Here is a 21,892-nt window from a genome sequence, read left to right as displayed (position 1 = left end):
TTAGCATGAAAGAAGTAATTAGAGAGTTAAATACAATTAAGTCTCGTATTCCACAGCAGACTTATCGCACCATCATCGGCCAGTTACGTGCCGGTGATTTGGGCGGAGCTACTGTTGGAGTAGAGCGATTAAAAAGAAGACTTGCAAAGGAGGATGCAGCCAATGAGAATCGCAGTAGGAAATAGTCGAATGGACAAGAAGTGGAAGAATAAAGATATGAGCTGGGAGGATTTTAAAGCAAAATGCTCACAGACGATTCGTACGACTGAAACGGTATCTGAGTATCGAAAAATGAGTAAGCCTGCTCAGGATGCAGCCAAAGACGTAGGCGGTTTTGTAGGTGGTGCGCTTAGGGAAGGAAAAAGGAAGAATGGATATGTGGAAGGTCGTTCACTTCTTACCTTAGATCTTGACCATGCAGTTGTTGGTGTGTGGGATGCTGTGACTATGCTTTTTGATTTTAAGTGTCTTATGTATTCTACTCATAAGCATACACCGGAGGCACCACGCGTTAGACTTATTATTCCTCTTTCTCGTGAAATTAGTGCCGAGGAATATGCTCCGGTATCAAGAATGGTTGCAAAGGATATCGGTATGGAGATGGTGGATGATACCTGCCATGAAGCAGCCAGACTTATGTATTGGCCTTCCACTTCATCAGACGGTGAGTTCTTGTTTGAGTCACAGGATGGTCCTATGCTTAATCCGGATGTTATTCTTGCTCGTTATAAGGATTGGCATGATACCAGTGAGTGGCCTATGAGCTCACGCCAGTCTGAGATTGTAAAGCGTACCATCGCAAAGCAAGCGGATCCACTGGAAAAGGAAGGAATGGTGGGTGCTTTTTGTAGAGCCTATTCTATCCAGGAAGCAATCGATACTTTTATTCCAGATATTTATAAGCCTTCTGCTATGGAAGGAAGATATGATTATATCCCTGCTGATAGTAGCGCGGGGGTTGTAATTTACGATGATAAGTTTGCGTACTCACATCATGCAACGGATCCTGCCTGTGGGCAGCTTATGAATTCCTTTGATGTGGTAAGAGTGCATAAGTTTGGCACTCTTGATGATAAAGCAAAACTTGATACAACACCTACCAAGTTACCTTCTTACAAGGCAATGGTGGAGCTTGCTATTAAAGATGAAAAGGTAAAGCTGCAGCTTGCAAAAGAGCGAGAGCTTCAGGCAGCAGATGACTTTAGCGATGGAAATGACAGTAATTGGCAGGCGAAGCTGGAACTGGATAAGAATGGTGGTATAAGTGAATCGCTTACTAATTTTGTTACGATTTTACGTCATGACCAGCGCCTGCAGGAGATTTGTTATAACGAGCATTCTTGCGGTATTTCAGTAAGGGACAGTGAGTTGCTTCCTTGGGAGCCATTAAAGTCTGGTTGGAGTGACGCAGACCTTGCTTCGCTGACTGCTTATTTGGATCGCGTGTATCACATTTTTAGTCCTTCCAAGTTAAAGAATGCTTTGCTTACAGTTACAGCCGAGCGTTCCTTCCATCCAATTAAGGAATATCTGGAGGGATTGCCTGCGTGGGATGGCAAGAAGCGCCTGGAGTCGCTGCTTATCGACTATTTAGGTGCAGAGGATTGTTCCTATGTTAGAGCTGTTACCAGAAAGACTTTAGTGGCAGCAGTTGCAAGAGTGTATGAACCGGGAATTAAGTTTGATACTGTGTTAGTTCTTTCGGGCCCGCAGGGTATTGGAAAGAGTATGTTTTTTGCAAAGCTCGGTGGAGTTTGGTTTTCTGATTCACTTACCATTTCAGATATGAGAGATAAGACCGGCGCTGAGAAGCTGCAGGCGTTCTGGATTATGGAGATTGGCGAGATGAATGGTATCAAGAAGGTGGAGGTTGAGACCGTAAAGAGTTTTGCATCTCGCCAGGATGATAAGTTTCGTGTGGCTTATGGAACTGTGGTGGAGAGCCATCCACGCCAGTGTATTATTTGTGGCACTTCAAACAGCCAGCACTTCCTTCGTGACGTTACAGGTAACAGACGTTTCTGGCCGGTACAGGTAACTGGAGAATGTGAGAAGCATCCTTGGAATATGGATAAAGCGCTTATTGAACAGTTATGGGCAGAGGCTATGGTTTTATACAATGCCGGTGAGGAGTTAATTCTTAAAGGTGATGATGCAGAGGCGGCAGCAGAGAAGCAGCAGGAGGCGTTGGAAAATGATGATAGAGAGGGCTTAGTGCGTGCATATCTGGATAAGCTCCTGCCAGAAGACTGGTCAAAGTTATCATTATCGGAAAAGCGCATGTACTTATCTGGCGATGAGTTTACTACGCAAAATAGAGCTGGTATTGTGCAAAGGGAGAAGGTCTGCAATCTGGAAATCTGGGCTGAGTGCTTTGGCAGAGAGCCGGCGAATATCAGAAAGCAGGATAGCTATGAAATTAATGCTATTATGGCAAAGCTCGAAGGCTGGAAGCGTTATGACGGAAATAAATCGGGCAAATTGTCGTTTAAGGACTATGGCTCACAGGTTGCTTATGTGAGATTGGAAATAGTAAATGACGACGAGGCGCTTCCGTTCTGCTAAAAGAGTAGGTATTGCCGATAGGCATTTTCGTTGCCAAGAAATGAGCAATAGAAATAGCAATAGCAATAATGAAAGTTCAGTATTTACAAGGCTTACAGATATACTATTGCTTATATTGCTTATTACTTTATTAAATGAAAATGAGTAAATAAAGGATACGCAATAGTACGTGTATATACCCTATATAGCACATAAAGAGTTTTGAACTCATTGGAAATAGACATGAGCAATGGAGGTTTTTATGAGAGAAAAAGAAATCGAGGCAGCTCTTGTAAAGGCTGCAAAGAAAAGGAATGGCATGGCATTAAAGTTTGTAAGTCCAGGCATGAGTGGAGTACCAGATAGATTGGTGCTGCTTCCAGATGGAAAGCTCGGATTTATTGAGCTGAAGGCGCCAGGTAAAAAAATGAGACTTCTGCAGGTAAAGAGAAAAAGACAATTAGAAGCATTAGGCTTTTTAGTTTTCTGCATAGATAGCAAAGAAGAAATTGAGGTGATGTTAGATGCAATCGTACAAGCCGCATGATTATCAGGAGTATGCAACGAACTTCATTTTGTCGCATCCAGCTTGTGGGCTGTTACTTGATATGGGCCTTGGAAAAACAGTGATTACACTGACCGCATTATGGTTGCTACTTCTGGATTACTTTGAAGTTGGCAGGGTGTTAATCATAGCGCCGCTTCGAGTAGCAAGAGATACCTGGCCAAAGGAAATCGCAAAGTGGGATCACTTAAATGGGCTGACCTATTCGGTAGTTGTTGGTTCCGAAAAGGAACGAAGGGAAGCCTTAGCAAAGCGGGCATTTATTTATATCGTGAATCGTGAGAATGTTTGCTGGCTTATCGATAATGGATATTTCAGATTTGACTGCGTAGTGATTGATGAGCTGAGCTCTTTTAAGAGTCATCAAAGTAAACGCTTTAAGGCACTCAGGAAAGCAAGGCCAACTGTAAAAAGAGTAATCGGTCTTACCGGAAGTCCTACGCCGAATGGCCTGATTGATTTGTGGGCCCAGATAAATCTTCTTGATATGGGTGAGCGCTTTGGAAGATTTATAGGAGGCTTCAGGGAAAGATACTTCATGCCGGATAAACGCAATCGTGATGTTATATTTTCCTACAAACCAAGAGAAGGTGCAGAGGAAGCTATCTACGAAAAGATATCTGATATCTGTGTAAGCATGAAGGCAGCAGACCATTTGAATATGCCAGAGCTTATTTTTTCAAATGTTGAAGTGGAAATGAGCGAAAAGGAAAAGCAAATGTATGATGGTTTGAAGGCTGATTTAATCATACCACTTGAGGGTGGTGATATTGATGCGCAGTCAGCAGTTGGACTTTCCAATAAGTTACATCAGATGGCAAACGGTGCTGTTTATGATGAGAATGGAAAAGTTCGTAGGATTCACGACAGGAAGCTGGATGCAGTGGAAGACTTAATTGAAGCTGCAAATGGAAAACCGGTAATGATTGCATACTGGTTTAAGCATGACAGAGAAAGACTTATCGAGCGCTTCGGTGCAATACCGATTGATAAATCAGAGGATATCACCAAATGGAACAAGGGTGAAATTCCAGTAGCGATTATTCATCCTGCAAGTGCAGGTCATGGATTAAATTTGCAGGAGGGTGGCTGTCATTTGATATGGTTCGGACTTACCTGGAGCCTGGAGCTGTATCAACAATGTAATGCGAGGCTTTGGCGCCAGGGCCAGAAGCATACAGTTACCATTCAACATGTAATCACCAAAGGAACAATAGATGAAGATGTATTACTTGCTTTGGAATGTAAGGAGGTAACGCAGGAGGCATTGCTTCAGGCAGTAAAGGCAAGAATCTTAGACGGAAAGGAGTAAGATTTTTCATGAAAGGATACGTGGAAAAAATGATAAGTGAATATCCCGAGATGGTGAGAGAACGCGAGCATTTAAAGAAGCAAATTGAAACTCAAGAGTTCCTTTCAGCAGATGAACTTATATGTGCTATGAGTTTCTCTCACCCAGATGGGGAACGAGTACAGAGTAGTGATTTGTCTGATAAAACAGCTCGTATTGCAATGGGGTATCGTGAAAAGTTAGACAGAATCAATAATGAACTGGTGGCACCAATGCAGAAAAGATATGCGGCACTGGATACCGAGATTTCATTCCTTGAAGCTTCGATTGATGAACTACCAGAGGATATGACCATTGCAATGCATGAGCTGGTTATTGATGGTTTTTCATGGGAGGAGGTTGCGGCGAATTTGTATATCAGTATTACCAAACTTCAAAAACTGAGAAGAGCTGCAATTGAATATTTAGTGAGAGCTTATCAGAAAAGGGAATCACAATTAGCTGGAGAATTACTTAGCTGATTTTATGAGCTTGCTGCAAACGAATGTGGCGGGCTCTTTTTTCTTTGTCTCTTACATTAATTTGAAAATCATCGTGGGATTTAATATCTTGAATAGCTTTTTTAAGATTCGGTCTGTTACGATGAGAATGAAACTGGTCAGAATAATTATGTTTGTGAGATATCCGGCAGGTTGAGAATGTAGGATATTCTTCGTGCTGAATACACCAGTAATGTTTGGTATTTTTCGATTGGAGCGTTATTGAGTAGCAGCCGGCAAAAATCACATTGAAATAGCTGCGATCAATGCTTTGTATTTCTTTTTGCGTAAACAATAGGTTCCTCCTTTGGGTACAAAAACTGCGAGTTACAAAAACGTAGCACGATAGCCTAATACAAAATTTCAATAGTTCAAATAATCGGATAATTTGGAATGAAGTATTCCTAAGATTCAGCTTCTGCCTGAATTACGGGTTCTAATTCGACAATGAGCTTACCTTGATCGTAAGATACGATTACGTGGTCACCGACTTGGTAACCGAGATTAGATAACCATTCACCTTGGAGGTTTATTCTTGGAATATTCCTCTTTTGGCCTGGTGCTTCATAAATCTTCAAATGTCTTTCTTTCATTGGCGCCTCCTTTCTGGCTACCAATGCTACATGAATCATTATAACAGAAATTTTCTATATGGGAATATTTTTCTTTACTTTGATGCCGATATACAATATGATAGAGTGTTTTTTGGAGGTGGTATCCATGAATGTTGGAGACGAAGCAACAGTTAGTTTAATGAAAAAAATAAAAGACAATGTGTATATAGTTACGAATACTCAAACTGGCGAAGAGGGATTATTGAGTGTAAAAGGAAGACTAAAAGTATCTAAGGATAACACCGTAAACGCTTGGGTAATCAGATATGATAAAACAAAAGAAAAATATGTTTATGGAAATGCGTATTTTGGAAAATTTTCAATTTCAGCAGGTATATCAGAGAAATACATAAAAATTATAGATTTACTTTACACTGACGATTCGAAAATAACTGATGCAGATATAAGTCAATTAAAAGGAATGGTGAATAGATGCTTAAAAAGAGACCAGTGGGACTGGTACACAACATTTGAGTATATCGGGTATCCTGCCAGTAAGGTTATGCATGAATTTGTACATGATTCGTTTTACTTGAGAAATGAACTGAGAGAAGGCCATAGAGAAAACCTGCCTGCGTACAAGGAAAAGTTTTATTATATATTTAACAGTATGATGTACCATCTTGGAGCAAAACTTGAAGATAAGGTGGATGACTATATTGTTCCAATAAAAAGCTTTGATAAAGAGCTATGGAATAAATTATCATATGATTCAAAAAAGAATATTAAAATGCTGGAACATCTTGAGAATAGTACGTCAATTTATATTTTGATGCATTATTTTGTTACTCTTGAGCAGGAATTTTTTAACCATCTTGTGTCTCCTTTTGTTGAGCGATATAGAGAAGAACTAAAAACTGCTACGTGTAATGACAGATATCTTACAACGACACACGAAATACTAACGGGAAAAACTCATTTTTCACTTGGTTCAATATTTCACTTGGGTAAGAATGTAATAGATAAAAATTCAAGGAGAAAGAGTATAGCAATTGATAAATATGCGCAATTCTTGGGTGAGGATATTTATCAATTTGTAGATATTTGTAATATGATAGGGAATACAAGAATAGGAAATCTTACTTTAACAAATATGAGAAATGGATTAGCGCATGGAAATGCAGAGCTAATAAATCAGATTGATAAAAATGCATATTACAAGCTCAGAAGTTTTTTACTTGAAGCGCCTGATTCGGTTGTGGTTAGAGTGCTTAATATCTCTAAAAAATAGTATTGCCGATATTGCTATTGCCGAAGGCAACTCTTGTGAGCACTTTTTCAAAAAATCGGAAATGTTTTTCTAAAATAGGTGTGATATTATTAAACTGCGAAGAATTGTAGGAAGCCTACTGGACCAAATCCAGCGGGCTTTTTTCTTTGCTTTCTTTGGTGCGGGGAGATGTGGAGTTTCCTATCCTTTCGCCGCACCTCCCTTTAGGAAGGAGTGATGGTATGCCATACAGACCAAGCGTACCTTGTAAGCACCCAAGGTGTCCTGCACTGGTTCCTTATGGAAGTGGCCCGTATTGTGACGAGCACAAGGCCGCCCACCAAGGCGACAGAGAAAGTGCCAGCAGGCGTGGGTACAACAGTCGTTGGCAGAAGGCTCGCGTTAGGTACCTGCACAGTCATCCACTGTGTGTGGAGTGTAAGAAGCAAGGCAAGCTAACACAGGCCACCGTCGTTGACCATATTGTACCGCATCGTGGTGACCAGAAGCTGTTCTGGGATGAGAGTAACTGGCAGCCGCTTTGTAAACCTTGTCATGATAAGAAGACCTGGAACGAGGATAACAATCCAACTTATAAATTCTGATAGTTGAGGCGGTTATCCTTCTGCAAGGGTGTAAGAGTGACAGGGGAGGGGCGGTCTTAATCTCTACAGGGCAAAAGCCTGAAGACCGATGCCCCCTCAAACGCGCATTTTCGCGAAATTGAAAAGGGGCAAGTGTAGGTGTACGCGAATGATAACGGGTAAGACCGCAGTAAATTAAAGAAATAGTAAGAAATCAGGGTGAGAACTGTGCGTTGGGATTGTTTATTCCAGCGCTATTTTATTGCCCGGAAAGGAGTGCTCATGTTAACAGACGAACAGAAGAAACGAATCACAGAAATGCGACTTGAAGGTATGGGTTATCAGGCGATAGCAAATGCTTTAGGTGATGGAGTGGGAAAAGGAAATGTCAGATATTTTTGTAAGACCAGAGGTCTGGTGGGTACTCCGGAGTTAATCAAACTTAATTATGATACGCACAGGGATAATCCAAAATTCTGTAAGCAGTGTGGCACCAGACTGATTCGAAATAGGCATTCTGGTGTGAAGCTCTTTTGTAATGATAAGTGCAGACGTGAGTGGTGGAAGGCAAACCCGAATGACAATGAGGCAACCAGGAAGACTCCGATAGAGCTTACCTGTGAGTATTGTCACGAGAAGTTCATCTCGTATGGGAACCCGAATCGTAAATATTGCAGTCATGATTGCTATATAAAGCAGCGCTTCTGGACTGATCCAGACGCAAAAGTCACTGCTTCTGAGATAAAAAAGAGACAAGCTGCAAAGGGTAAAACCAATGAAGCGAAGGAAATTGTAATGAAAAGAATATCGTAGGAGGCAGGAATGCGGATAGCAATTATTGATGCAGACCTGATAGGAAGGAAACGACATAGATTTCCGAATCTGGTTTGTATGAAGCTATCAGGTTTCTACAAAGAGCAGGGCGCTCTGGTCCACTTGAAGTTAGATTATGAAGCCTTGCAGGAATACGACAAAGTTTATATATCGAAGGTGTTTACGGATACGCCGGTGCCAAGTGAAGTGCTCGAACTATCAAATGTAACTTATGGTGGTACAGGCTTTTTTTATGACAAGGCACCAAGGCTTCCGGAGGAAATAGAACATCACATGCCAGATTATCATTTGTATGATGATTGGGTAGCAAAGCAGCTAGTAGCAGGTGGCAAGAAATGTGAATACACATATTACACAGATTATTCCATTGGCTTTTTGACCAGAGGCTGCTTTCGTAAATGTTCCTTTTGTGTGAATCAAAATTATGACAGTGTGCATGTACATTCTGCGCTTTCAGAATTTCTTGATGTAAGTCGCAAAAAGATATGTATGCTGGATGATAACTTTTTGGGCTGTCCTTCCTGGAAAGAAATGCTTGATGAGCTTAAGGCAACTGGTAAGCCATTTCAATTTAAGCAGGGACTTGATGAGAGGCTACTTACGGATGAGAAATGTGAAGCATTATTTTCAGGAAAGTATGATGGCGATTTTATTTTTGCATTTGATAATGTTGCGGATGCCGAGCTCATTGAAAAGAAGATGGTACTGGCGAGAAAGTATACAGACCGAGTGCTTAAGTTTTATTGCTTTACCGGATTTGATAGGGCTGATAAATGGGATGATAATTTCTGGAAACAGGATATCTTTGATTTGTTTACCAGAATTGAAATTCTAATGAAGCACAAATGCCTGCCATATGTGATGCGCTTTAATCGATATGAGGAAAGCCCATACCGAGGTGTTTATATCAGTATTGCAAGATGGTGCAATCAGCCATCGTTTTTTAAGAAAAAGAGCCTGCGAGAATTTGCAGACTTAAATGGCAAGTCGAGTGCTTGCTATAAATATCTAAGCGATTTCGAGGAGAAGTTTCCTGAAGTCGCTTATTTTTATGATTTGAAATTTGAAAGGAGTAGCAAAGATGGAGTTCAAGAAACTAAAGATTGCTGATCTGGTACCAGCTTCTTACAATCCCAGGAAGGCACTAAAGCCTGGTGATGCTGAGTATGAGAAAATCAAAAACAGTATTACTGAGTTTGGCTATGTGGATCCGGTAATCGTAAATGATGATATGACAGTCATTGGTGGTCACCAGAGACTTACAGTTCTTAAGGACCTGGGATATGAGGAGATTGATTGTGTTGTAATCTCAATCGATAAGACAAAGGAAAAGGCACTGAATATTGCACTTAACAAAATTACTGGTGAGTGGAATAAAGAACTTTTGGCAGATTTGATTAAGGACCTGCAGGAAGCAGACTTTGATGTATCCTTCACTGGTTTTGATCCACCGGAGGTTGAGCAGCTTTTCAATAGCGTGCATGATAAGAAAATCACAGAGGATGATTTCGATGTTGATGAGGAGCTAAACAGTCCAGCATTTTCAAAGGCAGGTGATGTGTGGCTTCTTGGTAGACATAGAGTTTGTTGCGGAGATAGCACACTGCCAGAAACCTATGACACTTTGATGGATGGGGCGAAGGCCAATATGGTGCTTACGGATCCGCCTTACAATGTAAATGTTGAGGAGACTGCCGGAAAGATTAAAAACGATAACATGGCTGACGAGGACTTTTATAATTTCCTCTTTGCGGCTTTTGTAAATATGGAGCATGCAATGGAACAGGATGCTTCGATTTATGTTTTCCATGCGGATACGGAAGGTCTCAATTTCAGAAAAGCATTCAAGGCAGCAGGTTTTTATTTATCAGGCTGTTGCATCTGGAAAAAGAACGCATTGGTTCTTGGAAGAAGTCCATATCAGTGGCAGCACGAGCCTTGCCTCTATGGATGGAAAAAGGGTGGAAAGCATAACTGGTATTCGGACAGAAAGCAGACTACCATTTGGGAATATGATCGCCCGAAAGCAAGTAAAGACCATCCTACTATGAAACCGGTAGCTTTGATGGCTTATCCAATCCAAAATTCTTGTATGAGTAACTGCATTGTTCTTGATCCATTTCTTGGTTCTGGTTCGACCTTAATTGCCTGTGAGCAGACGGGCCGCATTTGTTACGGTATAGAATTGGATGAGAAGTTCATGGATGTAATTGTAAAGCGTTTCATTGAGCAGACCGGTTCAGAGGATAATATTTTCGTTATTCGAGATGGTGTGAAGATACCATATGCCGAGGTAAAACCTGCTGATGAAAATATCTTAGAAAATACACAGAATTAACTTGCTATTTCTGCCGGGTAGAGTGATATATGTACTACCAAAGGAAAAGGAGGAACACAGCATGGAAATTATGTGTTTAGTAGCAGACAGAAAAGAGTTAGTAGCCGCCATTGAAAACTTAAGCGGCAAGATGAAGTACCAGGGACCACCTACATTTGCTTATAAGAATGAGGTGGCAACGGTGCTTAGAGATGGAACCTTGGTAATCGATGAAATGGAAGCAAACAGAGAGTTACTTCTTAGCCTTGCAGACCAGAAGCTCATTGATGATTCTTGGAATGAGGACAGAGAGGTGCTTAGCATTTCACTTCCTTTGGAGAAGCATACAGCCCAGAGCCTTATCAACCTGGTATCCATTTTCTACACCAAAGCTGCAATCATCAACAAAGCAATCGGTGCACCAAGAGCCTTTGAAATAAACGAGCGCTTCATTGAAGCCATTATGGAGGAACCACCAACAGAAGTTAGTGAGTTCCTTTCTTTATGGGAAGAATGCGGAAGCGACAACATGACAAAAGGCATTGACTTTGAGGAGGACAAGATAAACTTCATAGGCTTCCCGGTTACTGAAAACAGCGACTGGATAAAAGCCTTCACAGAGCTTGCGGCAGCAATCAATAAGCTGGCCCTGGAATCGAAGTATATCAAAATCAACCCGGAGCCAATTGAGAATGAGAAGTATTCCTTCCGAGTTTGGCTGGTACGCATAGGCTTTGGCGGAACAGAGCATAAGACTTCCAGAAAGCTCTTACTTTCGAACCTGAGTGGCCACACAGCCTTCAGAACGGAAGAACAAAAGGAACTGCACAAGCAGAAGTACCTGGCAAAGAAAGCGGAAGCTGCAAATGAAGAATCTTAAGTATGGCGTGGAGATAGAGTTCCTGGGTATTACCAGAGAAGCTGCCGCAGAGGTTGTGGCAGACTTCTTTAGTACAGGTTATTTCTATGAAGGCGGCGAGCTTAGAGAAAGAGATATTGCAGATAGTAACCAGCGACTTTGGAGAGTGGTACGAGATGCCAGTATTGAAGCCTACTCGGATGAAGAACAATGTGAGTTGGTTACACCGATTCTTACGTATTCTGATTTGGAGATTTTGCAGCAGTTGGTTGCAAAGTTAAAGGCAGCAGGGGCTAGCGTAAATAGAAGTTGTGGTTTGCATATTCATGTTGATGCAAAGGGATTTACTCCACAGGCGATTGTCAATTTGGTTACCTTGGTGGGAAGTAAAGAGCAGATTTTGTATCGGGCCCTTGGAATACCAAAGGACCGAATGCGATATTGCAAGCGAATCAATGATGAACTGGTGGAGAGTATTCTTAAGAAGAAGCCGGAAAGCCTGGAGGAACTTAGGAAAGAGTGGTATTTGGAATCGCCCTATGAAACGGTAGCAGGAAAATACCATAGCACCAGATATCATGGTTTGAATTTGCACGCTATGTTTACCAAGGGAACGGTAGAGTTTCGACTGTTCAATTCAACACTTGAGAAGAAGGAAGTAAAAGCCTATATCCAATTTGCATTAGCTCTTTGCAAGCAGGCGCAGGTTCATAAAAAGGCAGTTATGAAGAAAACCAACAGTTACAATGACAAGTATTTATTCCGGTGCTTTTTACTAAGGCTTGGACTAAGTGGTGATGAATTTAAGGATTGCCGCCAGGTTCTTCTTAGCAAGCTAACCGGTGATAGTGCATGGAAAGGATGAGATTATGTTTGGAGCACCAAAGCATGTAGTTGATAGATTAAAAGCAGAGTATCCTGCAGGTACCAGAGTAGAGCTTATTCGAATGGAGGATGAATATAGCAGATTAAAGCCGGGTGACAAGGGAACTGTTACTGGCGTGGATGATATTGGAACGATTCATGTTTCATGGGACTGTGGTTCCTCACTTGGAATCGCTTATGGCGAAGATTTGTGTAAGAAAATTTCAGAATAAACTGCACAAAAGCAGGTACCTATATTTGTTTAATATATGCTCCGAATTAACTGGATATATATGTAGTTTAGAGCGAATATGTACCTACCAAAAGAAAAGGAGGCACATAGCCATGATGAAAAGAATTGAAGTTTTAGACAAAGCCGCAGAGGTAGGAACAAAATATTGCGATATTAATGTTAATCCAACTTTTGGCGCAGCCTACTTCTATAGTCAAGAAGCAGGAAACGATCTTATTAATTTCGGGGAGGTCATTTGGGATTATGACATAGATGAGATTTTAGAAAATTGTAGAAGATTTGGAATTACCGAATTTACCATTTCGAGCACCTTTTCTAGCCTGATTGTTACAATCGCAGAGCTTCAGAAAAAAGGCTGCAAGCTGGAAGGGTTGATTGAAATTAACAGCCGATTTGATGATTGGAAGTCCTGCTTTGAAGGGGAAACCAAAAAAGAGAGAATTCCAGCCTTTAAGATTAGCCTATCATAAAAGGCAAAAGCCAGGGAGCCCGGCGGGGCTTTTTGGTCGTAGTAATATACACAATAAAGCTCGTACATATTTGTCACTATTATGGTGCAGATATGAGTTGATAATAGTCGTGAGTAGAGCGAATATGTACCTACCGAAAGGGAAAACAAAGAAAGCGGAGGAAAGCAAAATGAGATTTATTGACAAGACAGGATGCAAAAGCGCATTTGAAAAGGGAAACAGCAAAGAGGTTACAAGCCTTGGAAAACTAACAAAAGAGGCTTGTAAGATTGCAAAAGCAAACGGGCTCGGAGTTCTTAAGACAAGACAGGGAGCATTCAGAATCATCAAAGAATGCGGCCTTGGAGCTTACGAAGATTTCTTGACAGACCTGGCAGAGGTTGATGCATTTTTCAAAAATCTCGAAGCACACCAGGGGACCAGATATTAAGAAAGGCAGGAACGAAGATGAGCAAAGGATTTCATGAAGGAACAATTGGAATACCACAGAAGGATGGAAGCAGCAAGATAGCGCATTATTGGGTGAAGGCTTATGAAGAAGGAAGCGCCTACGGAATTGACGAAGGCAGGATTTCAAAGCTCCTGATTACCATTGGGGGCAAGACGGTTGCAAATTACGATAGGGGCTGGGACATAAAGCCAGCAGAGGATGACGAGGCAGCGCAGATTGCATACGCCATTTTATTAAACGAATACAACTAAACTTGGAAAAAAAGAAAATTCCAGGGAGGCGGGCCATGAGGCCTGTTTCTCGTTACAGATACATAAGGGCCGAGAGGTTCTTTTTTTAATGCTTTGAAAGGAGAGATTGATATGGCTACAAGAGGAAGAAAACCGAAGCCAACTGCGGTTAAGGTTCTGGAGGGAAATCCAGGAAAGAGACCACTTAATATGTTTGAGCCTACGCCAGAAAAAGTCGCACCAGAGTGCCCTGACTGGCTAAATGAGGAAGCAAAAGCCGAGTGGGACAGATTAGTAGACAAGATGGTAGAGCTTGGTACCTTGACTGAGATGGATATGGCAGCTTTTGCCGGATATTGTCAGTCCTATGCCAGATGGAAGGAAGCTGAAGAATTCATTGAGAAGCATGGTACTATCGTGAAAACTCCGAGTGGATACTGGCAGCAGGTTCCACAGGTATCTATTGCACAGACAAATCTTAAGGTCATGCTTAAGTTTTGTAGTGAGTTTGGTCTGACACCATCATCACGAAGCAGAATGATTGCTGGAAACATTAGTCAGGATGCAGCGGTGGATGAGATGGAGTTTTTGCTTTTAGAGGGTAATAGCTAATGGCTGAAACAAGGCCAAAGAATTATCCGAAGTTAAAGAACTATCAGCCGACAAGATTTATGCTGCCGACATCTCATTATGATGAGAAGAAGGCTGATAGGGCTGTTAAGTTTATAGAGAATTTAAAACACACGAAGGGCAAGTGGGCCGGAAAACGCTTCTGGCTGTTACCTTGGCAGGAACAGATTATACGAGATGTTTTTGGTATCGTTGATGATAACGGGAACCGGCAGTTTCGTACCGCATTTGTTGAGATAGGTAAGAAGAATGGAAAGTCTGAGCTTGCAGCGGCAGTTGCCTTGTATCTTTTATATGCGGACAATGAGCCAAGTGCTGAAGTGTATGGCGCTGCAGCCGATAGAGGCCAGGCCAGTATTGTTTTTGATGTTGCAAACCAAATGGTGAAAATGACACCGGCACTTATGAAGCGTAGCAAAATAATGGGTGCTACAAAACGTATCGTCAATTATGATAACGCAGGCTTTTACCAAGTCCTCTCTGCCGAGGTTGGAACCAAGCATGGTCTTAATGTATCGGGCTTGGTGCTGGACGAAGTGCATGCCCAGCCGAATAGACGATTATATGATGTTCTTACCAAAGGCTCCGGTGATGCCAGAGAGCAGCCACTGTTCTTCCTTATTACAACAGCGGGAACCGAAAAGGAAAGCATCTGCTATGAGCTTCATATGAAGGCCACAGATATTCTTGCTGGAAGGAAAGTGGATCCAACGTTTTATCCGGTTGTATTTGGACTTACGGATGATGACGATTGGCATGACGAGAAGAATTGGTACAAAGCAAATCCCTCTCTGGGACAGACGATTCAGATTGAAAGGGTACGAGATGCTTATAAAGAAGCACTTCAAAATCCAGCGGAGGAGAACGTGTTCAAGCAGCTACGACTTAATATGTGGGTTTCAAGTTTGACGAGGTTTATTCCTGAACAGATATATGATTTAGGAAATGAACCGATTGATATGGAATCTTTGCTTGGTAGAGAGTGCTATGGTGGCCTGGACCTTTCCAGCACTGGTGATATTACAGCATTAGTCCTTGTGTTTCCTCCGAGGAATGAGAATGAAAAATATATTTTATTACCGTTCTTTTGGGTACCGGAAGATACCATTCCAATAAGGGTGAGACGTGCTAGTGTTCCGTATGATGTTTGGTATCAGCAAGGGTACCTGCTTGCGACGGAAGGGAACGTTGTAAATTATGACTTTATTGAAAAGTTCATAGAGGACTTGGGGACAAAGTATCACATTTTGGAAATTGCAGTGGATAGGTGGAATGCGACAATGCTTACTCAGCATCTTATGGATGATGGATTTACAATGGTTCCTTTTGGACAGGGATATAAAGATATGTCACCGGCTACGAAGGAATTTAGCAAGCTACTATTTGAAGGGAAAATTATTCATGGTGGGAATCCAGTCCTTCGATGGATGAGTGGAAATGTTGTAGTAGAAACTGATGCAGCAGAGAACATCAAAGTTACAAAGGCAAAGTCGCCGGAGAAGATAGATGGTATTGTTGCTGCTATTATGGCTCTTGATCGAGCCGTTAGAAATCAAGGTGAGCAGGGAAGTGTTTATGATGAACGCGGAATCTTAGTATTTTAGGAGAGCTTATGATTTTGATATGTATTATTGGTCTTTATGTTTTTGCAGAGGCTTTAAATCAGATGGAGGTGTAGCACATGGGAATAAAGAGTTTGTTTGGTTTTGGTCAGGCGAGAGATAAGCCTACCGACAAGGCGGCGGATGCAGGTTATTCTTTCCTTTTTGGAAGGACCACAAGTGGTAAGCCTGTTAATGAAACGACTGCAATGCAAACTACTGCAGTTTACGCTTGCGTAAGAATTTTATCAGAAGCTGTTGCTTCTTTGCCAATCCATGTATACAGGTACAAGGAGGGTGGTGGAAAAGAAAAGGTCTGTGACCATTCCTTATATCAGGTGCTTCATGATGAGCCCAATCCGGAGATGACTTCATTTGTGTTTCGAGAGACACTTATGAGTCATCTTTTAATTTGGGGGAATGCATATGCACAGATTATTCGTGATGGTGCCGGCAGGGTGCTTTCCTTGTATCCGTTGCTTCCTAATAAGGTGGATGTACAGCGTGATGAAAAGGGTGAGATTTATTACGTGTATGCCAGAAGCTCAGAGGAAAATCCGAACTTCAAAGAGTATGGAAACATCATCCTTAAGAAGGAGGATGTACTTCATATTCCAGGGCTTGGGTTTGATGGATTGATTGGATATTCACCCATTGCTATGGCAAAGAACGCAGTAGGAATGACACTTGCCTGCGAGGAATATGGTGCCAGCTTTTTTGCAAATGGCGCAAATCCGGGTGGTGTATTAGAACATCCTGGAGTTTTGAAGGATCCAGCGAAGGTACGAGAGTCATGGAATGCAGTGTATCGAGGAAGTAATAATGCGCACAAGATTGCTGTTTTGGAGGAGGGAATGAAATACCAGCAAATTGGTATCCCACCAGAGGAAGCTCAATTCTTAGAAACTAGGAAGTTTCAAATAAATGAAATTGCTAGGCTGTATCGAATCCCGCCACATATGATTGGTGATTTGGAGAAGTCGAGCTTTTCCAATATTGAACAGCAGTCGCTTGAGTTTGTGAAATATACTTTGGATCCTTGGGTAATCAGGTGGGAGCAGAGCTTACAAAAAGCACTCTTACTTCCAGGAGAAAAAGGAAAGTATTTTATTAAGCTAAATGTCGATGGATTGCTTCGCGGTGATTATGCTTCACGTATGCAAGGTTATAGCATTGGCAGACAAAATGGGTGGTATTCCACAAATGATATTCGTGAGATGGAGGATCTGAATCCTTTATCTGATGAGGAAGGTGGAAATTTATATCTGATAAACGGTAACATGTGCAAACTTGCTGACGCAGGTATTTTTGCAGGAGGCCAGACTGCACCGGAACCTACACCAGAAGAACCACCACCAGAAAATAGAAAGAGAGGTAAGCGATGAAACGTAAGTTTTGGAACTGGGTAAAGAATGAGGGCGAACTTTCTGTAGAAAGAACGCTCTTTTTAAATGGAGAAATTTCAGATGAAACCTGGTATGGAGATGAAGTGACTCCGCAGCTTTTTAAGGATGAGCTGAATGCAGAAAGCGGTGACATTACGGTTTGGATTAACTCGCCGGGTGGTGACGTATTTGCTGCAGCTCAGATTTACAACATGCTTCGTGATTACAAAGGGCATGTCACAGTGAAGATTGATGGTCTAGCTGCAAGTGCTGCTTCAGTGATTGCAGTGGCAGGCGATACCGTTTTGGTTAGTCCAGTGGCCATGATGATGATTCACAATCCAGCGACCATAGCAATGGGTAACACCAAGGATATGGAAGCTGCAATCGCAATGCTGAATGAGGTGAAGGAATCTATTTTAAATGCCTATGTCGATAAGACCGGTCTCTCCAGAAATAAGTTATCCAAGATGATGGATGACGAGACCTGGTTTAATGCAAAAAAGGCTGTAGAGCTTGGCTTTGCAGATAAGGTTTTGTTTGACAAAGAGGAAGAAAAGAAGTCAGCTACAAAGCCGGCAGAGGAACCGGAACCTGATGAGGGCAAAGAGGGAGAAGGCACTAAAGAAGGCGAGGAAGAAGAAAAGAAGAAGCCTCCATTCCAGCAGAATTCGTATGCATATTCTGCAAGAAATGTAGCGGATTCCTTTCTAAGCAAGGTGAAAAACACTGCACCTAGCGAACCGCAGATACCAATTGACCAGTTAAGAAAGAGACTTGATCTCTTAAAACGATAGGAGGATTTTATTATGAGTAAAGTATTAGAATTAAAGGAAAAAAGAGCAAAGGCATGGGAGGCAGCAAAGGCTTTCTTGGATTCTAAGCAGGGTTCCAATGGACTTATGTCAGCAGAGGATGCTGCAACCTATGACAAAATGGAAGCAGAGGTTGTGGATTTAGGTAAGGAAATCGACAGACTGGAGCGACAGGCGGTAATTGATGCCGAACTTGCCAAGGCAACCAGTACACCGATTACCAATAAGCCAAATGCACAGGTTGCTGGCGAGACAAAGAACGGTAGAGCAACAGATGAGTATAAGAGAGCGTTTTGGAATAACATGAGAAACAGAAATTCTTATGAAATCCAGAATGCTCTTTCTATTGGTACCGATTCTGAAGGAGGATATCTTGTCCCGGATGAGTACGAGAAGAAGTTGGTGGAGGCCCTGGAGGATGAAGTATTCTTCAGAAGTCTTGCAACTGTCATTAAGACCTCATCCGGCGATAGAAAGATCCCAATTGTTACTTCCAAGGGAGAGGCAGCTTGGATTGACGAGGGTGGTCAGTTCCCTGAAAGCGATGATAGCTTCGGACAGACTTCTATCGGTGCTCATAAGTTAGCAACCATGATTAAGGTTTCTGACGAGCTTCTTAATGATTCTGTTTTCAATATTGAGCAGTACATCTCTAAGGAGTTTGGTCGTCGTATTGGTACAAAGGAAGAGGAAGCCTTCTTTATCGGTGATGGTACTGGAAAGCCTATCGGTATCTTCAATAAGACCGGCGGCGCTGAGACTGGTGTAACTGCTGCGACAACAGGAATTACATTTGATGATGTAATGGACCTTTACTACAGCTTAAGAGCACCATATCGTAACAAGGCCATCTGGATCCTTAACGATTCCACTGTCAAGGCAATTCGTAAGCTCAAGGATGGTAACGGAAATTATATCTGGCAGCCTTCTGTAAGAGAGGGAGAACCGGATAGAATTTTAAATCGCCCTTATAGAACATCTATTTATGTTCCTGAGCTTGCGGCAGGTAGTAGAGTAATGGCCTTTGGTGATTTCTCTTATTACTGGATTGCAGACCGCCAGGGTAGAAGTTTCAAGAGACTCAACGAGCTCTATGCTACAACCGGACAGGTTGGGTTCCTAGCATCTGAGCGTGTGGACGGTAAGTTAATCCTTCCGGAAGCAGTAAAGACTCTTGATATCAAGGCAAAGACAACCACTTAGGAGGGATAAGCAATGCAGGTAACGCTTGAAAAAGCTAAGAATTATTTGAGAGTTGATTCTTCAGATGATGATGCATTGATTGAAAGCCTCATCACCACTGCGGAGACACTGGTGAAGGAAACCAGCCGCATGAGTGATGAGGAGCTTACTCCTTATAAAGAAGTAGTTGAGATAGCTGAGCTTTTCACTATTGCGTACCTGTATGAACACAGGGAAGAGGCAGATTACAAAAACCTAACAGAGACGGTGAAGTATCTGCTTTTTCCAATTCGTAAGGAGGTCTTTTAGTGATAGAAACGATGCGGGATAGAATCACCATCCAGAAGAGTAGAACCGGTAATGACAAGAATGGGAACCACACATTAATTTGGGAGGATTATTTTTCTTGTTATGCCTACGTGAACAATTTATCCGGAAATGAATACTGGGCTGCTGCACAGGTTAATGCACAGACAGATTTGTATTTTGTGGTCCGCTATTGTAGTGAGATTAAGGGAATGGATAGTGAGCATTACCGTATTATCTTCAGAGATCAGATTTACAACATTTCATTTGTCGATAACGTGCAGTTTAAGAATAAATCCATAAAGCTGCGTGCAAGTTTGGTGAAGAGGTGAGAATATGGCACAGACAGTATCAGTAGACCGATTAGCAGAAAACATTATGACAGGACTGACGGAATACGCAGATGCCACCGCTGAGTTGGTGAAGCAAAGCGTGCAGGAGGTTAGTAAAGAGGTTAAAAAGGAAATTTCTGCAAATGCTCCTAAGCGTACTGGTGCCTATAAAAAGAGCTGGGCAACGAAGAAAACAAAAGAAACCAGTAATTCTCTTATAATGACAGTCCATTCCAAGAACCGATACCAGATAGCACACCTTTTGGAGTATGGGCATGCAAAACGTGGTGGAGGTAGAGTTGCTGCGATACCGCATATTGAGCCAGCAGAGGCAGCCGGTGCTAGCTTGCTACAACAAAAAATAGAAAGGGGGCTTAGGTCATGACACATCAAGAAGTGTTAAAGATGATGGATGAAATGATATTACCACATGCTTATCATCATTTTGTGGAGGGTGAGTCACCAGAGCCTCCTTTTTTAGTATTTTTGTATTCGAACAGCGATAACTTTGCTGCGGATGGTATGGTTTACTTCAAAGTAAATCGATTAAATATAGAGCTTTACACAGACCTTAAGGATGTGGAGATGGAAGAAACTGTAGAAGCTGTGCTGGATAAGCATGGCATTTTTTATGAAAAAAGCGAAGTATGGATTGAGTCAGAAAATCTGTATGAGGTGCTTTATCAAATGGAGGTATAGAAATGGCAAATAAAAAGAACAAGGTAAAATTTAATATCCGTAATGTGCATTATGCTTTATTGCAGAAAGCCGATGACGGCACAGTAACCTTTGGTACACCTGTAGCAATGCCGGGAGCTGTTTCCCTGTCGCTTGATCCAAATGGTGAGCCAAGTGTGTTCTATGCAGATGGGTATGCGTATTATACGATTAATAATAATCAGGGTTATGAGGGGGATTTGGAGCTTGCGCTTGTTCCTGAGTCATTCCGCACAGATGTGCTGAAAGAGTCCCTGGACGATAACAATGTGCTTGTGGAGGATGCTACTGTAGAAACAGGGGCGTTTGCACTTCTTTTTGAATTCGACGGGGATATCAAGAAAATCCGTCATGTGCTTTATAACTGTACGGCTGCCAGACCTACCATCGAATCATCCACGAAGGAAGATGAAATTGAGGTTAAGACAGAGAGCCTTTCCATTACCGCATCCCCATTGGATGGTGGCTATGTAAAGGCGAGAACATCTGACAGCACATCAGAGACAGCATACAATAACTGGTATAAAGCAGTGTATCTGCCGTCATCAGTATCAGCGTCAACATATGCATATGAAACGACTGCAGAGGAGTGATAAAATATGAGTATTGTAAAAAAGATTGATATAGATGGAAAGCAGGTGCCTTTTAAGGCATCTGCAGCCATTCCAAGAATTTACAGAATTAAATTTAACAGGGACATTTATAAAGACCTTCGTTCCTTGGAGAAGGCTGTGGGAGAAGGGGATGAGGAAAACTCAAATCTTGATTTGTTCTCCCTTGAGATGTTTGAGAACATTGCCTATGTAATGGCCAAACACGCAAACCCGAATATCCCGGATACCCCGGAAGAGTGGCTTGATGAATTCAATACCTTTTCTATTTACCAGGTACTGCCTTCCATCATTGAACTCTGGGGTCTGAATGTGCAGACAGAGGTTGAATCTAAAAAAAACTTCGCCCAACTGACCGCCCGATGACAACACCTTTATTTCTTCTACGATGCGTACAGCTTGGCATAAGCATTCGTGACCTTGACCTTCTTACGATTGGTCTTGTGAACGATATGTACGCAGAAAACGGGAATGATGATTATAAGGGATATAAGGAACTGGCAACACAGGAAGACTTCGATAGATTCTGATTGAGAAATCAGCCTTTTTCTGCTATACTTTTCTATGGAAAAAGGCTGATGTTCGTCAGCGACAAATTTGAATTTGAGGAGGTGATAAGATGACAGCATATATGAGATTAAGATAATACCGCGAGTTGTGTTGCGGTACATCCGTATTACATAACTCG

Annotated in this window: 30 protein-coding genes; 28 read left to right on the top strand and 2 right to left on the bottom strand. The window is 41.9% G+C overall.

What is annotated here, in order from left to right:
* The first annotated feature begins 5 nt into the window (after nt 1-5).
* From ACTNC0_RS06710 to ACTNC0_RS06690, 5 genes are all read left to right on the top strand, one after another.
* Nucleotides 6-185 carry a hypothetical protein gene (locus tag ACTNC0_RS06710; RefSeq protein ID WP_441086803.1) on the top strand — a complete coding sequence of 60 codons (180 nt, stop codon included), beginning with the start codon at nt 6-8 and terminating at the stop codon, nt 183-185.
* Entirely contained in the window at nt 163-2,565 is a 2,403-nt protein-coding gene (locus tag ACTNC0_RS06705; protein WP_441086802.1) for a VapE domain-containing protein, read from the top strand. Before ACTNC0_RS06710 ends, ACTNC0_RS06705 begins: the two co-directional genes overlap by 23 nt.
* Before the next feature lie 241 nt (nt 2,566-2,806).
* The gene (locus ACTNC0_RS06700; RefSeq protein ID WP_441086801.1) at nt 2,807-3,091 is read left to right on the top strand and encodes a VRR-NUC domain-containing protein; all 285 of its coding nucleotides are present in this window, start codon (nt 2,807-2,809) and stop codon (nt 3,089-3,091) included.
* Nucleotides 3,069-4,421, top strand: a complete 1,353-nt coding sequence (locus tag ACTNC0_RS06695) for an SNF2-related protein (RefSeq protein ID WP_441086799.1) — start codon at nt 3,069-3,071, stop codon at nt 4,419-4,421. Before ACTNC0_RS06700 ends, ACTNC0_RS06695 begins: the two co-directional genes overlap by 23 nt.
* A gap of 8 nt (nt 4,422-4,429) precedes the next feature.
* Nucleotides 4,430-4,921: a hypothetical protein gene (locus ACTNC0_RS06690; RefSeq protein ID WP_441086798.1), complete on the top strand. Its 492-nt coding sequence runs from the start codon at nt 4,430-4,432 to the stop codon at nt 4,919-4,921.
* Here the strand turns inward: ACTNC0_RS06690 and ACTNC0_RS06685 are convergent.
* Nucleotides 4,914-5,234, bottom strand: coding sequence for a hypothetical protein (locus ACTNC0_RS06685; RefSeq protein WP_441086797.1), 321 nt, complete (start codon nt 5,232-5,234; stop codon nt 4,914-4,916). The genes ACTNC0_RS06690 and ACTNC0_RS06685 overlap by 8 nt on opposite strands.
* 109 nt (nt 5,235-5,343) lie before the next feature.
* Nucleotides 5,344-5,532: a SymE family type I addiction module toxin gene (locus ACTNC0_RS06680; protein WP_441086796.1), complete on the bottom strand. Its 189-nt coding sequence runs from the start codon at nt 5,530-5,532 to the stop codon at nt 5,344-5,346.
* Between the two features lie 127 nt (nt 5,533-5,659).
* On the opposite strand from ACTNC0_RS06680, the gene ACTNC0_RS06675 reads away from it, so the two are divergent.
* The 23 genes from ACTNC0_RS06675 to ACTNC0_RS06565 all read left to right on the top strand — a co-directional run bounded on the left by ACTNC0_RS06675 (nt 5,660) and on the right by ACTNC0_RS06565 (nt 21,734).
* Nucleotides 5,660-6,784, top strand: coding sequence for a hypothetical protein (locus ACTNC0_RS06675; protein ID WP_441086795.1), 1,125 nt, complete (start codon nt 5,660-5,662; stop codon nt 6,782-6,784).
* Between the two features lie 221 nt (nt 6,785-7,005).
* Nucleotides 7,006-7,368 (top strand): HNH endonuclease, encoded by a 363-nt coding sequence (locus tag ACTNC0_RS06670; protein ID WP_441086793.1) that lies wholly within the window; start codon nt 7,006-7,008, stop codon nt 7,366-7,368.
* Between the two features lie 261 nt (nt 7,369-7,629).
* Nucleotides 7,630-8,160 carry an RNA polymerase subunit sigma-70 gene (locus ACTNC0_RS06665; RefSeq protein WP_441086792.1) on the top strand — a complete coding sequence of 177 codons (531 nt, stop codon included), beginning with the start codon at nt 7,630-7,632 and terminating at the stop codon, nt 8,158-8,160.
* Nucleotides 8,161-8,169: 9 nt separating this feature from the next.
* Nucleotides 8,170-9,291, top strand: a complete 1,122-nt coding sequence (locus ACTNC0_RS06660; RefSeq protein ID WP_441086791.1) for a hypothetical protein — start codon at nt 8,170-8,172, stop codon at nt 9,289-9,291.
* Nucleotides 9,263-10,519, top strand: coding sequence for a site-specific DNA-methyltransferase (locus tag ACTNC0_RS06655; protein WP_441086790.1), 1,257 nt, complete (start codon nt 9,263-9,265; stop codon nt 10,517-10,519). The genes ACTNC0_RS06660 and ACTNC0_RS06655 overlap by 29 nt, the downstream gene beginning before the upstream one ends.
* Nucleotides 10,520-10,580: 61 nt before the next feature.
* Nucleotides 10,581-11,378: a hypothetical protein gene (locus ACTNC0_RS06650; protein WP_441086788.1), complete on the top strand. Its 798-nt coding sequence runs from the start codon at nt 10,581-10,583 to the stop codon at nt 11,376-11,378.
* Nucleotides 11,365-12,222, top strand: a complete 858-nt coding sequence (locus ACTNC0_RS06645; RefSeq protein WP_441086787.1) for an amidoligase family protein — start codon at nt 11,365-11,367, stop codon at nt 12,220-12,222. The genes ACTNC0_RS06650 and ACTNC0_RS06645 overlap by 14 nt, the downstream gene beginning before the upstream one ends.
* A gap of 4 nt (nt 12,223-12,226) precedes the next feature.
* Nucleotides 12,227-12,454 carry a DUF4314 domain-containing protein gene (locus tag ACTNC0_RS06640; RefSeq protein WP_441086786.1) on the top strand — a complete coding sequence of 76 codons (228 nt, stop codon included), beginning with the start codon at nt 12,227-12,229 and terminating at the stop codon, nt 12,452-12,454.
* Nucleotides 12,455-12,566: 112 nt separating this feature from the next.
* The gene (locus tag ACTNC0_RS06635) at nt 12,567-12,944 is read left to right on the top strand and encodes a DUF7698 family protein (RefSeq protein WP_441086785.1); all 378 of its coding nucleotides are present in this window, start codon (nt 12,567-12,569) and stop codon (nt 12,942-12,944) included.
* A gap of 169 nt (nt 12,945-13,113) precedes the next feature.
* Nucleotides 13,114-13,374 carry a hypothetical protein gene (locus ACTNC0_RS06630; protein ID WP_441086784.1) on the top strand — a complete coding sequence of 87 codons (261 nt, stop codon included), beginning with the start codon at nt 13,114-13,116 and terminating at the stop codon, nt 13,372-13,374.
* Nucleotides 13,375-13,391: 17 nt separating this feature from the next.
* The gene (locus ACTNC0_RS06625; protein WP_441086783.1) at nt 13,392-13,646 is read left to right on the top strand and encodes a DUF7678 domain-containing protein; all 255 of its coding nucleotides are present in this window, start codon (nt 13,392-13,394) and stop codon (nt 13,644-13,646) included.
* A 111-nt stretch (nt 13,647-13,757) separates the two neighbouring features.
* Nucleotides 13,758-14,237, top strand: a complete 480-nt coding sequence (locus ACTNC0_RS06620) for a phage terminase small subunit P27 family (RefSeq protein ID WP_441086782.1) — start codon at nt 13,758-13,760, stop codon at nt 14,235-14,237.
* Between the two features lie 59 nt (nt 14,238-14,296).
* Entirely contained in the window at nt 14,297-15,859 is a 1,563-nt protein-coding gene (locus ACTNC0_RS06615) for a terminase large subunit (protein WP_441086901.1), read from the top strand.
* A gap of 77 nt (nt 15,860-15,936) precedes the next feature.
* Nucleotides 15,937-17,241: a phage portal protein gene (locus tag ACTNC0_RS06610; RefSeq protein WP_441086781.1), complete on the top strand. Its 1,305-nt coding sequence runs from the start codon at nt 15,937-15,939 to the stop codon at nt 17,239-17,241.
* Nucleotides 17,238-18,038 (top strand): head maturation protease, ClpP-related, encoded by an 801-nt coding sequence (locus ACTNC0_RS06605; protein ID WP_441086780.1) that lies wholly within the window; start codon nt 17,238-17,240, stop codon nt 18,036-18,038. Before ACTNC0_RS06610 ends, ACTNC0_RS06605 begins: the two co-directional genes overlap by 4 nt.
* A gap of 12 nt (nt 18,039-18,050) precedes the next feature.
* The gene (locus ACTNC0_RS06600) at nt 18,051-19,259 is read left to right on the top strand and encodes a phage major capsid protein (protein ID WP_441086779.1); all 1,209 of its coding nucleotides are present in this window, start codon (nt 18,051-18,053) and stop codon (nt 19,257-19,259) included.
* Between the two features lie 12 nt (nt 19,260-19,271).
* Nucleotides 19,272-19,547, top strand: coding sequence for a head-tail connector protein (locus ACTNC0_RS06595; protein ID WP_441086778.1), 276 nt, complete (start codon nt 19,272-19,274; stop codon nt 19,545-19,547).
* Complete coding sequence (locus tag ACTNC0_RS06590) at nt 19,547-19,876, top strand: phage head closure protein (protein ID WP_441086777.1); 330 nt, start codon at nt 19,547-19,549, stop codon at nt 19,874-19,876. The genes ACTNC0_RS06595 and ACTNC0_RS06590 overlap by 1 nt, the downstream gene beginning before the upstream one ends.
* 4 nt (nt 19,877-19,880) lie before the next feature.
* Nucleotides 19,881-20,261 (top strand): HK97 gp10 family phage protein, encoded by a 381-nt coding sequence (locus tag ACTNC0_RS06585; protein WP_441086776.1) that lies wholly within the window; start codon nt 19,881-19,883, stop codon nt 20,259-20,261.
* Nucleotides 20,258-20,575: a hypothetical protein gene (locus ACTNC0_RS06580; protein ID WP_441086775.1), complete on the top strand. Its 318-nt coding sequence runs from the start codon at nt 20,258-20,260 to the stop codon at nt 20,573-20,575. Before ACTNC0_RS06585 ends, ACTNC0_RS06580 begins: the two co-directional genes overlap by 4 nt.
* A 2-nt stretch (nt 20,576-20,577) precedes the next feature.
* Nucleotides 20,578-21,186 (top strand): major tail protein, encoded by a 609-nt coding sequence (locus tag ACTNC0_RS06575; protein ID WP_441086774.1) that lies wholly within the window; start codon nt 20,578-20,580, stop codon nt 21,184-21,186.
* Between the two features lie 6 nt (nt 21,187-21,192).
* Complete coding sequence (locus ACTNC0_RS06570; protein WP_441086773.1) at nt 21,193-21,570, top strand: hypothetical protein; 378 nt, start codon at nt 21,193-21,195, stop codon at nt 21,568-21,570.
* Nucleotides 21,567-21,734: a hypothetical protein gene (locus ACTNC0_RS06565; protein ID WP_167958502.1), complete on the top strand. Its 168-nt coding sequence runs from the start codon at nt 21,567-21,569 to the stop codon at nt 21,732-21,734. Before ACTNC0_RS06570 ends, ACTNC0_RS06565 begins: the two co-directional genes overlap by 4 nt.
* Nucleotides 21,735-21,892: the final 158 nt, after the last annotated feature.

The organism is Blautia sp. HCP3S3_B11 (assembly GCF_052064435.1).
GTDB lineage: Bacteria > Bacillota > Clostridia > Lachnospirales > Lachnospiraceae > Blautia_A.
This window is presented reverse-complemented; position numbering and strand designations above follow the sequence as displayed.

Excerpts from the sequence above, each read along its gene's own strand:
- ACTNC0_RS06710 (WP_441086803.1), top strand. The coding sequence starts at position 6 with ATGAAAGAAGTAATTAGAGAGTTAAATACAATTAAGTCTCGTATTCCA.
- ACTNC0_RS06705 (WP_441086802.1), top strand. The coding sequence starts at position 163 with ATGAGAATCGCAGTAGGAAATAGTCGAATGGACAAGAAGTGGAAGAAT.
- ACTNC0_RS06700 (WP_441086801.1), top strand. The coding sequence starts at position 2,807 with ATGAGAGAAAAAGAAATCGAGGCAGCTCTTGTAAAGGCTGCAAAGAAA.
- ACTNC0_RS06695 (WP_441086799.1), top strand. The coding sequence starts at position 3,069 with ATGCAATCGTACAAGCCGCATGATTATCAGGAGTATGCAACGAACTTC.
- ACTNC0_RS06690 (WP_441086798.1), top strand. The coding sequence starts at position 4,430 with ATGAAAGGATACGTGGAAAAAATGATAAGTGAATATCCCGAGATGGTG.
- ACTNC0_RS06680 (WP_441086796.1), bottom strand. The coding sequence starts at position 5,532 with ATGAAAGAAAGACATTTGAAGATTTATGAAGCACCAGGCCAAAAGAGG.
- ACTNC0_RS06675 (WP_441086795.1), top strand. The coding sequence starts at position 5,660 with ATGAATGTTGGAGACGAAGCAACAGTTAGTTTAATGAAAAAAATAAAA.
- ACTNC0_RS06670 (WP_441086793.1), top strand. The coding sequence starts at position 7,006 with ATGCCATACAGACCAAGCGTACCTTGTAAGCACCCAAGGTGTCCTGCA.
- ACTNC0_RS06665 (WP_441086792.1), top strand. The coding sequence starts at position 7,630 with ATGTTAACAGACGAACAGAAGAAACGAATCACAGAAATGCGACTTGAA.
- ACTNC0_RS06660 (WP_441086791.1), top strand. The coding sequence starts at position 8,170 with ATGCGGATAGCAATTATTGATGCAGACCTGATAGGAAGGAAACGACAT.
- ACTNC0_RS06655 (WP_441086790.1), top strand. The coding sequence starts at position 9,263 with ATGGAGTTCAAGAAACTAAAGATTGCTGATCTGGTACCAGCTTCTTAC.
- ACTNC0_RS06650 (WP_441086788.1), top strand. The coding sequence starts at position 10,581 with ATGGAAATTATGTGTTTAGTAGCAGACAGAAAAGAGTTAGTAGCCGCC.
- ACTNC0_RS06645 (WP_441086787.1), top strand. The coding sequence starts at position 11,365 with ATGAAGAATCTTAAGTATGGCGTGGAGATAGAGTTCCTGGGTATTACC.
- ACTNC0_RS06640 (WP_441086786.1), top strand. The coding sequence starts at position 12,227 with ATGTTTGGAGCACCAAAGCATGTAGTTGATAGATTAAAAGCAGAGTAT.
- ACTNC0_RS06635 (WP_441086785.1), top strand. The coding sequence starts at position 12,567 with ATGATGAAAAGAATTGAAGTTTTAGACAAAGCCGCAGAGGTAGGAACA.
- ACTNC0_RS06630 (WP_441086784.1), top strand. The coding sequence starts at position 13,114 with ATGAGATTTATTGACAAGACAGGATGCAAAAGCGCATTTGAAAAGGGA.
- ACTNC0_RS06625 (WP_441086783.1), top strand. The coding sequence starts at position 13,392 with ATGAGCAAAGGATTTCATGAAGGAACAATTGGAATACCACAGAAGGAT.
- ACTNC0_RS06620 (WP_441086782.1), top strand. The coding sequence starts at position 13,758 with ATGGCTACAAGAGGAAGAAAACCGAAGCCAACTGCGGTTAAGGTTCTG.
- ACTNC0_RS06615 (WP_441086901.1), top strand. The coding sequence starts at position 14,297 with ATGCTGCCGACATCTCATTATGATGAGAAGAAGGCTGATAGGGCTGTT.
- ACTNC0_RS06610 (WP_441086781.1), top strand. The coding sequence starts at position 15,937 with ATGGGAATAAAGAGTTTGTTTGGTTTTGGTCAGGCGAGAGATAAGCCT.
- ACTNC0_RS06605 (WP_441086780.1), top strand. The coding sequence starts at position 17,238 with ATGAAACGTAAGTTTTGGAACTGGGTAAAGAATGAGGGCGAACTTTCT.
- ACTNC0_RS06600 (WP_441086779.1), top strand. The coding sequence starts at position 18,051 with ATGAGTAAAGTATTAGAATTAAAGGAAAAAAGAGCAAAGGCATGGGAG.
- ACTNC0_RS06595 (WP_441086778.1), top strand. The coding sequence starts at position 19,272 with ATGCAGGTAACGCTTGAAAAAGCTAAGAATTATTTGAGAGTTGATTCT.
- ACTNC0_RS06585 (WP_441086776.1), top strand. The coding sequence starts at position 19,881 with ATGGCACAGACAGTATCAGTAGACCGATTAGCAGAAAACATTATGACA.
- ACTNC0_RS06580 (WP_441086775.1), top strand. The coding sequence starts at position 20,258 with ATGACACATCAAGAAGTGTTAAAGATGATGGATGAAATGATATTACCA.
- ACTNC0_RS06575 (WP_441086774.1), top strand. The coding sequence starts at position 20,578 with ATGGCAAATAAAAAGAACAAGGTAAAATTTAATATCCGTAATGTGCAT.
- ACTNC0_RS06570 (WP_441086773.1), top strand. The coding sequence starts at position 21,193 with ATGAGTATTGTAAAAAAGATTGATATAGATGGAAAGCAGGTGCCTTTT.
- ACTNC0_RS06565 (WP_167958502.1), top strand. The coding sequence starts at position 21,567 with ATGACAACACCTTTATTTCTTCTACGATGCGTACAGCTTGGCATAAGC.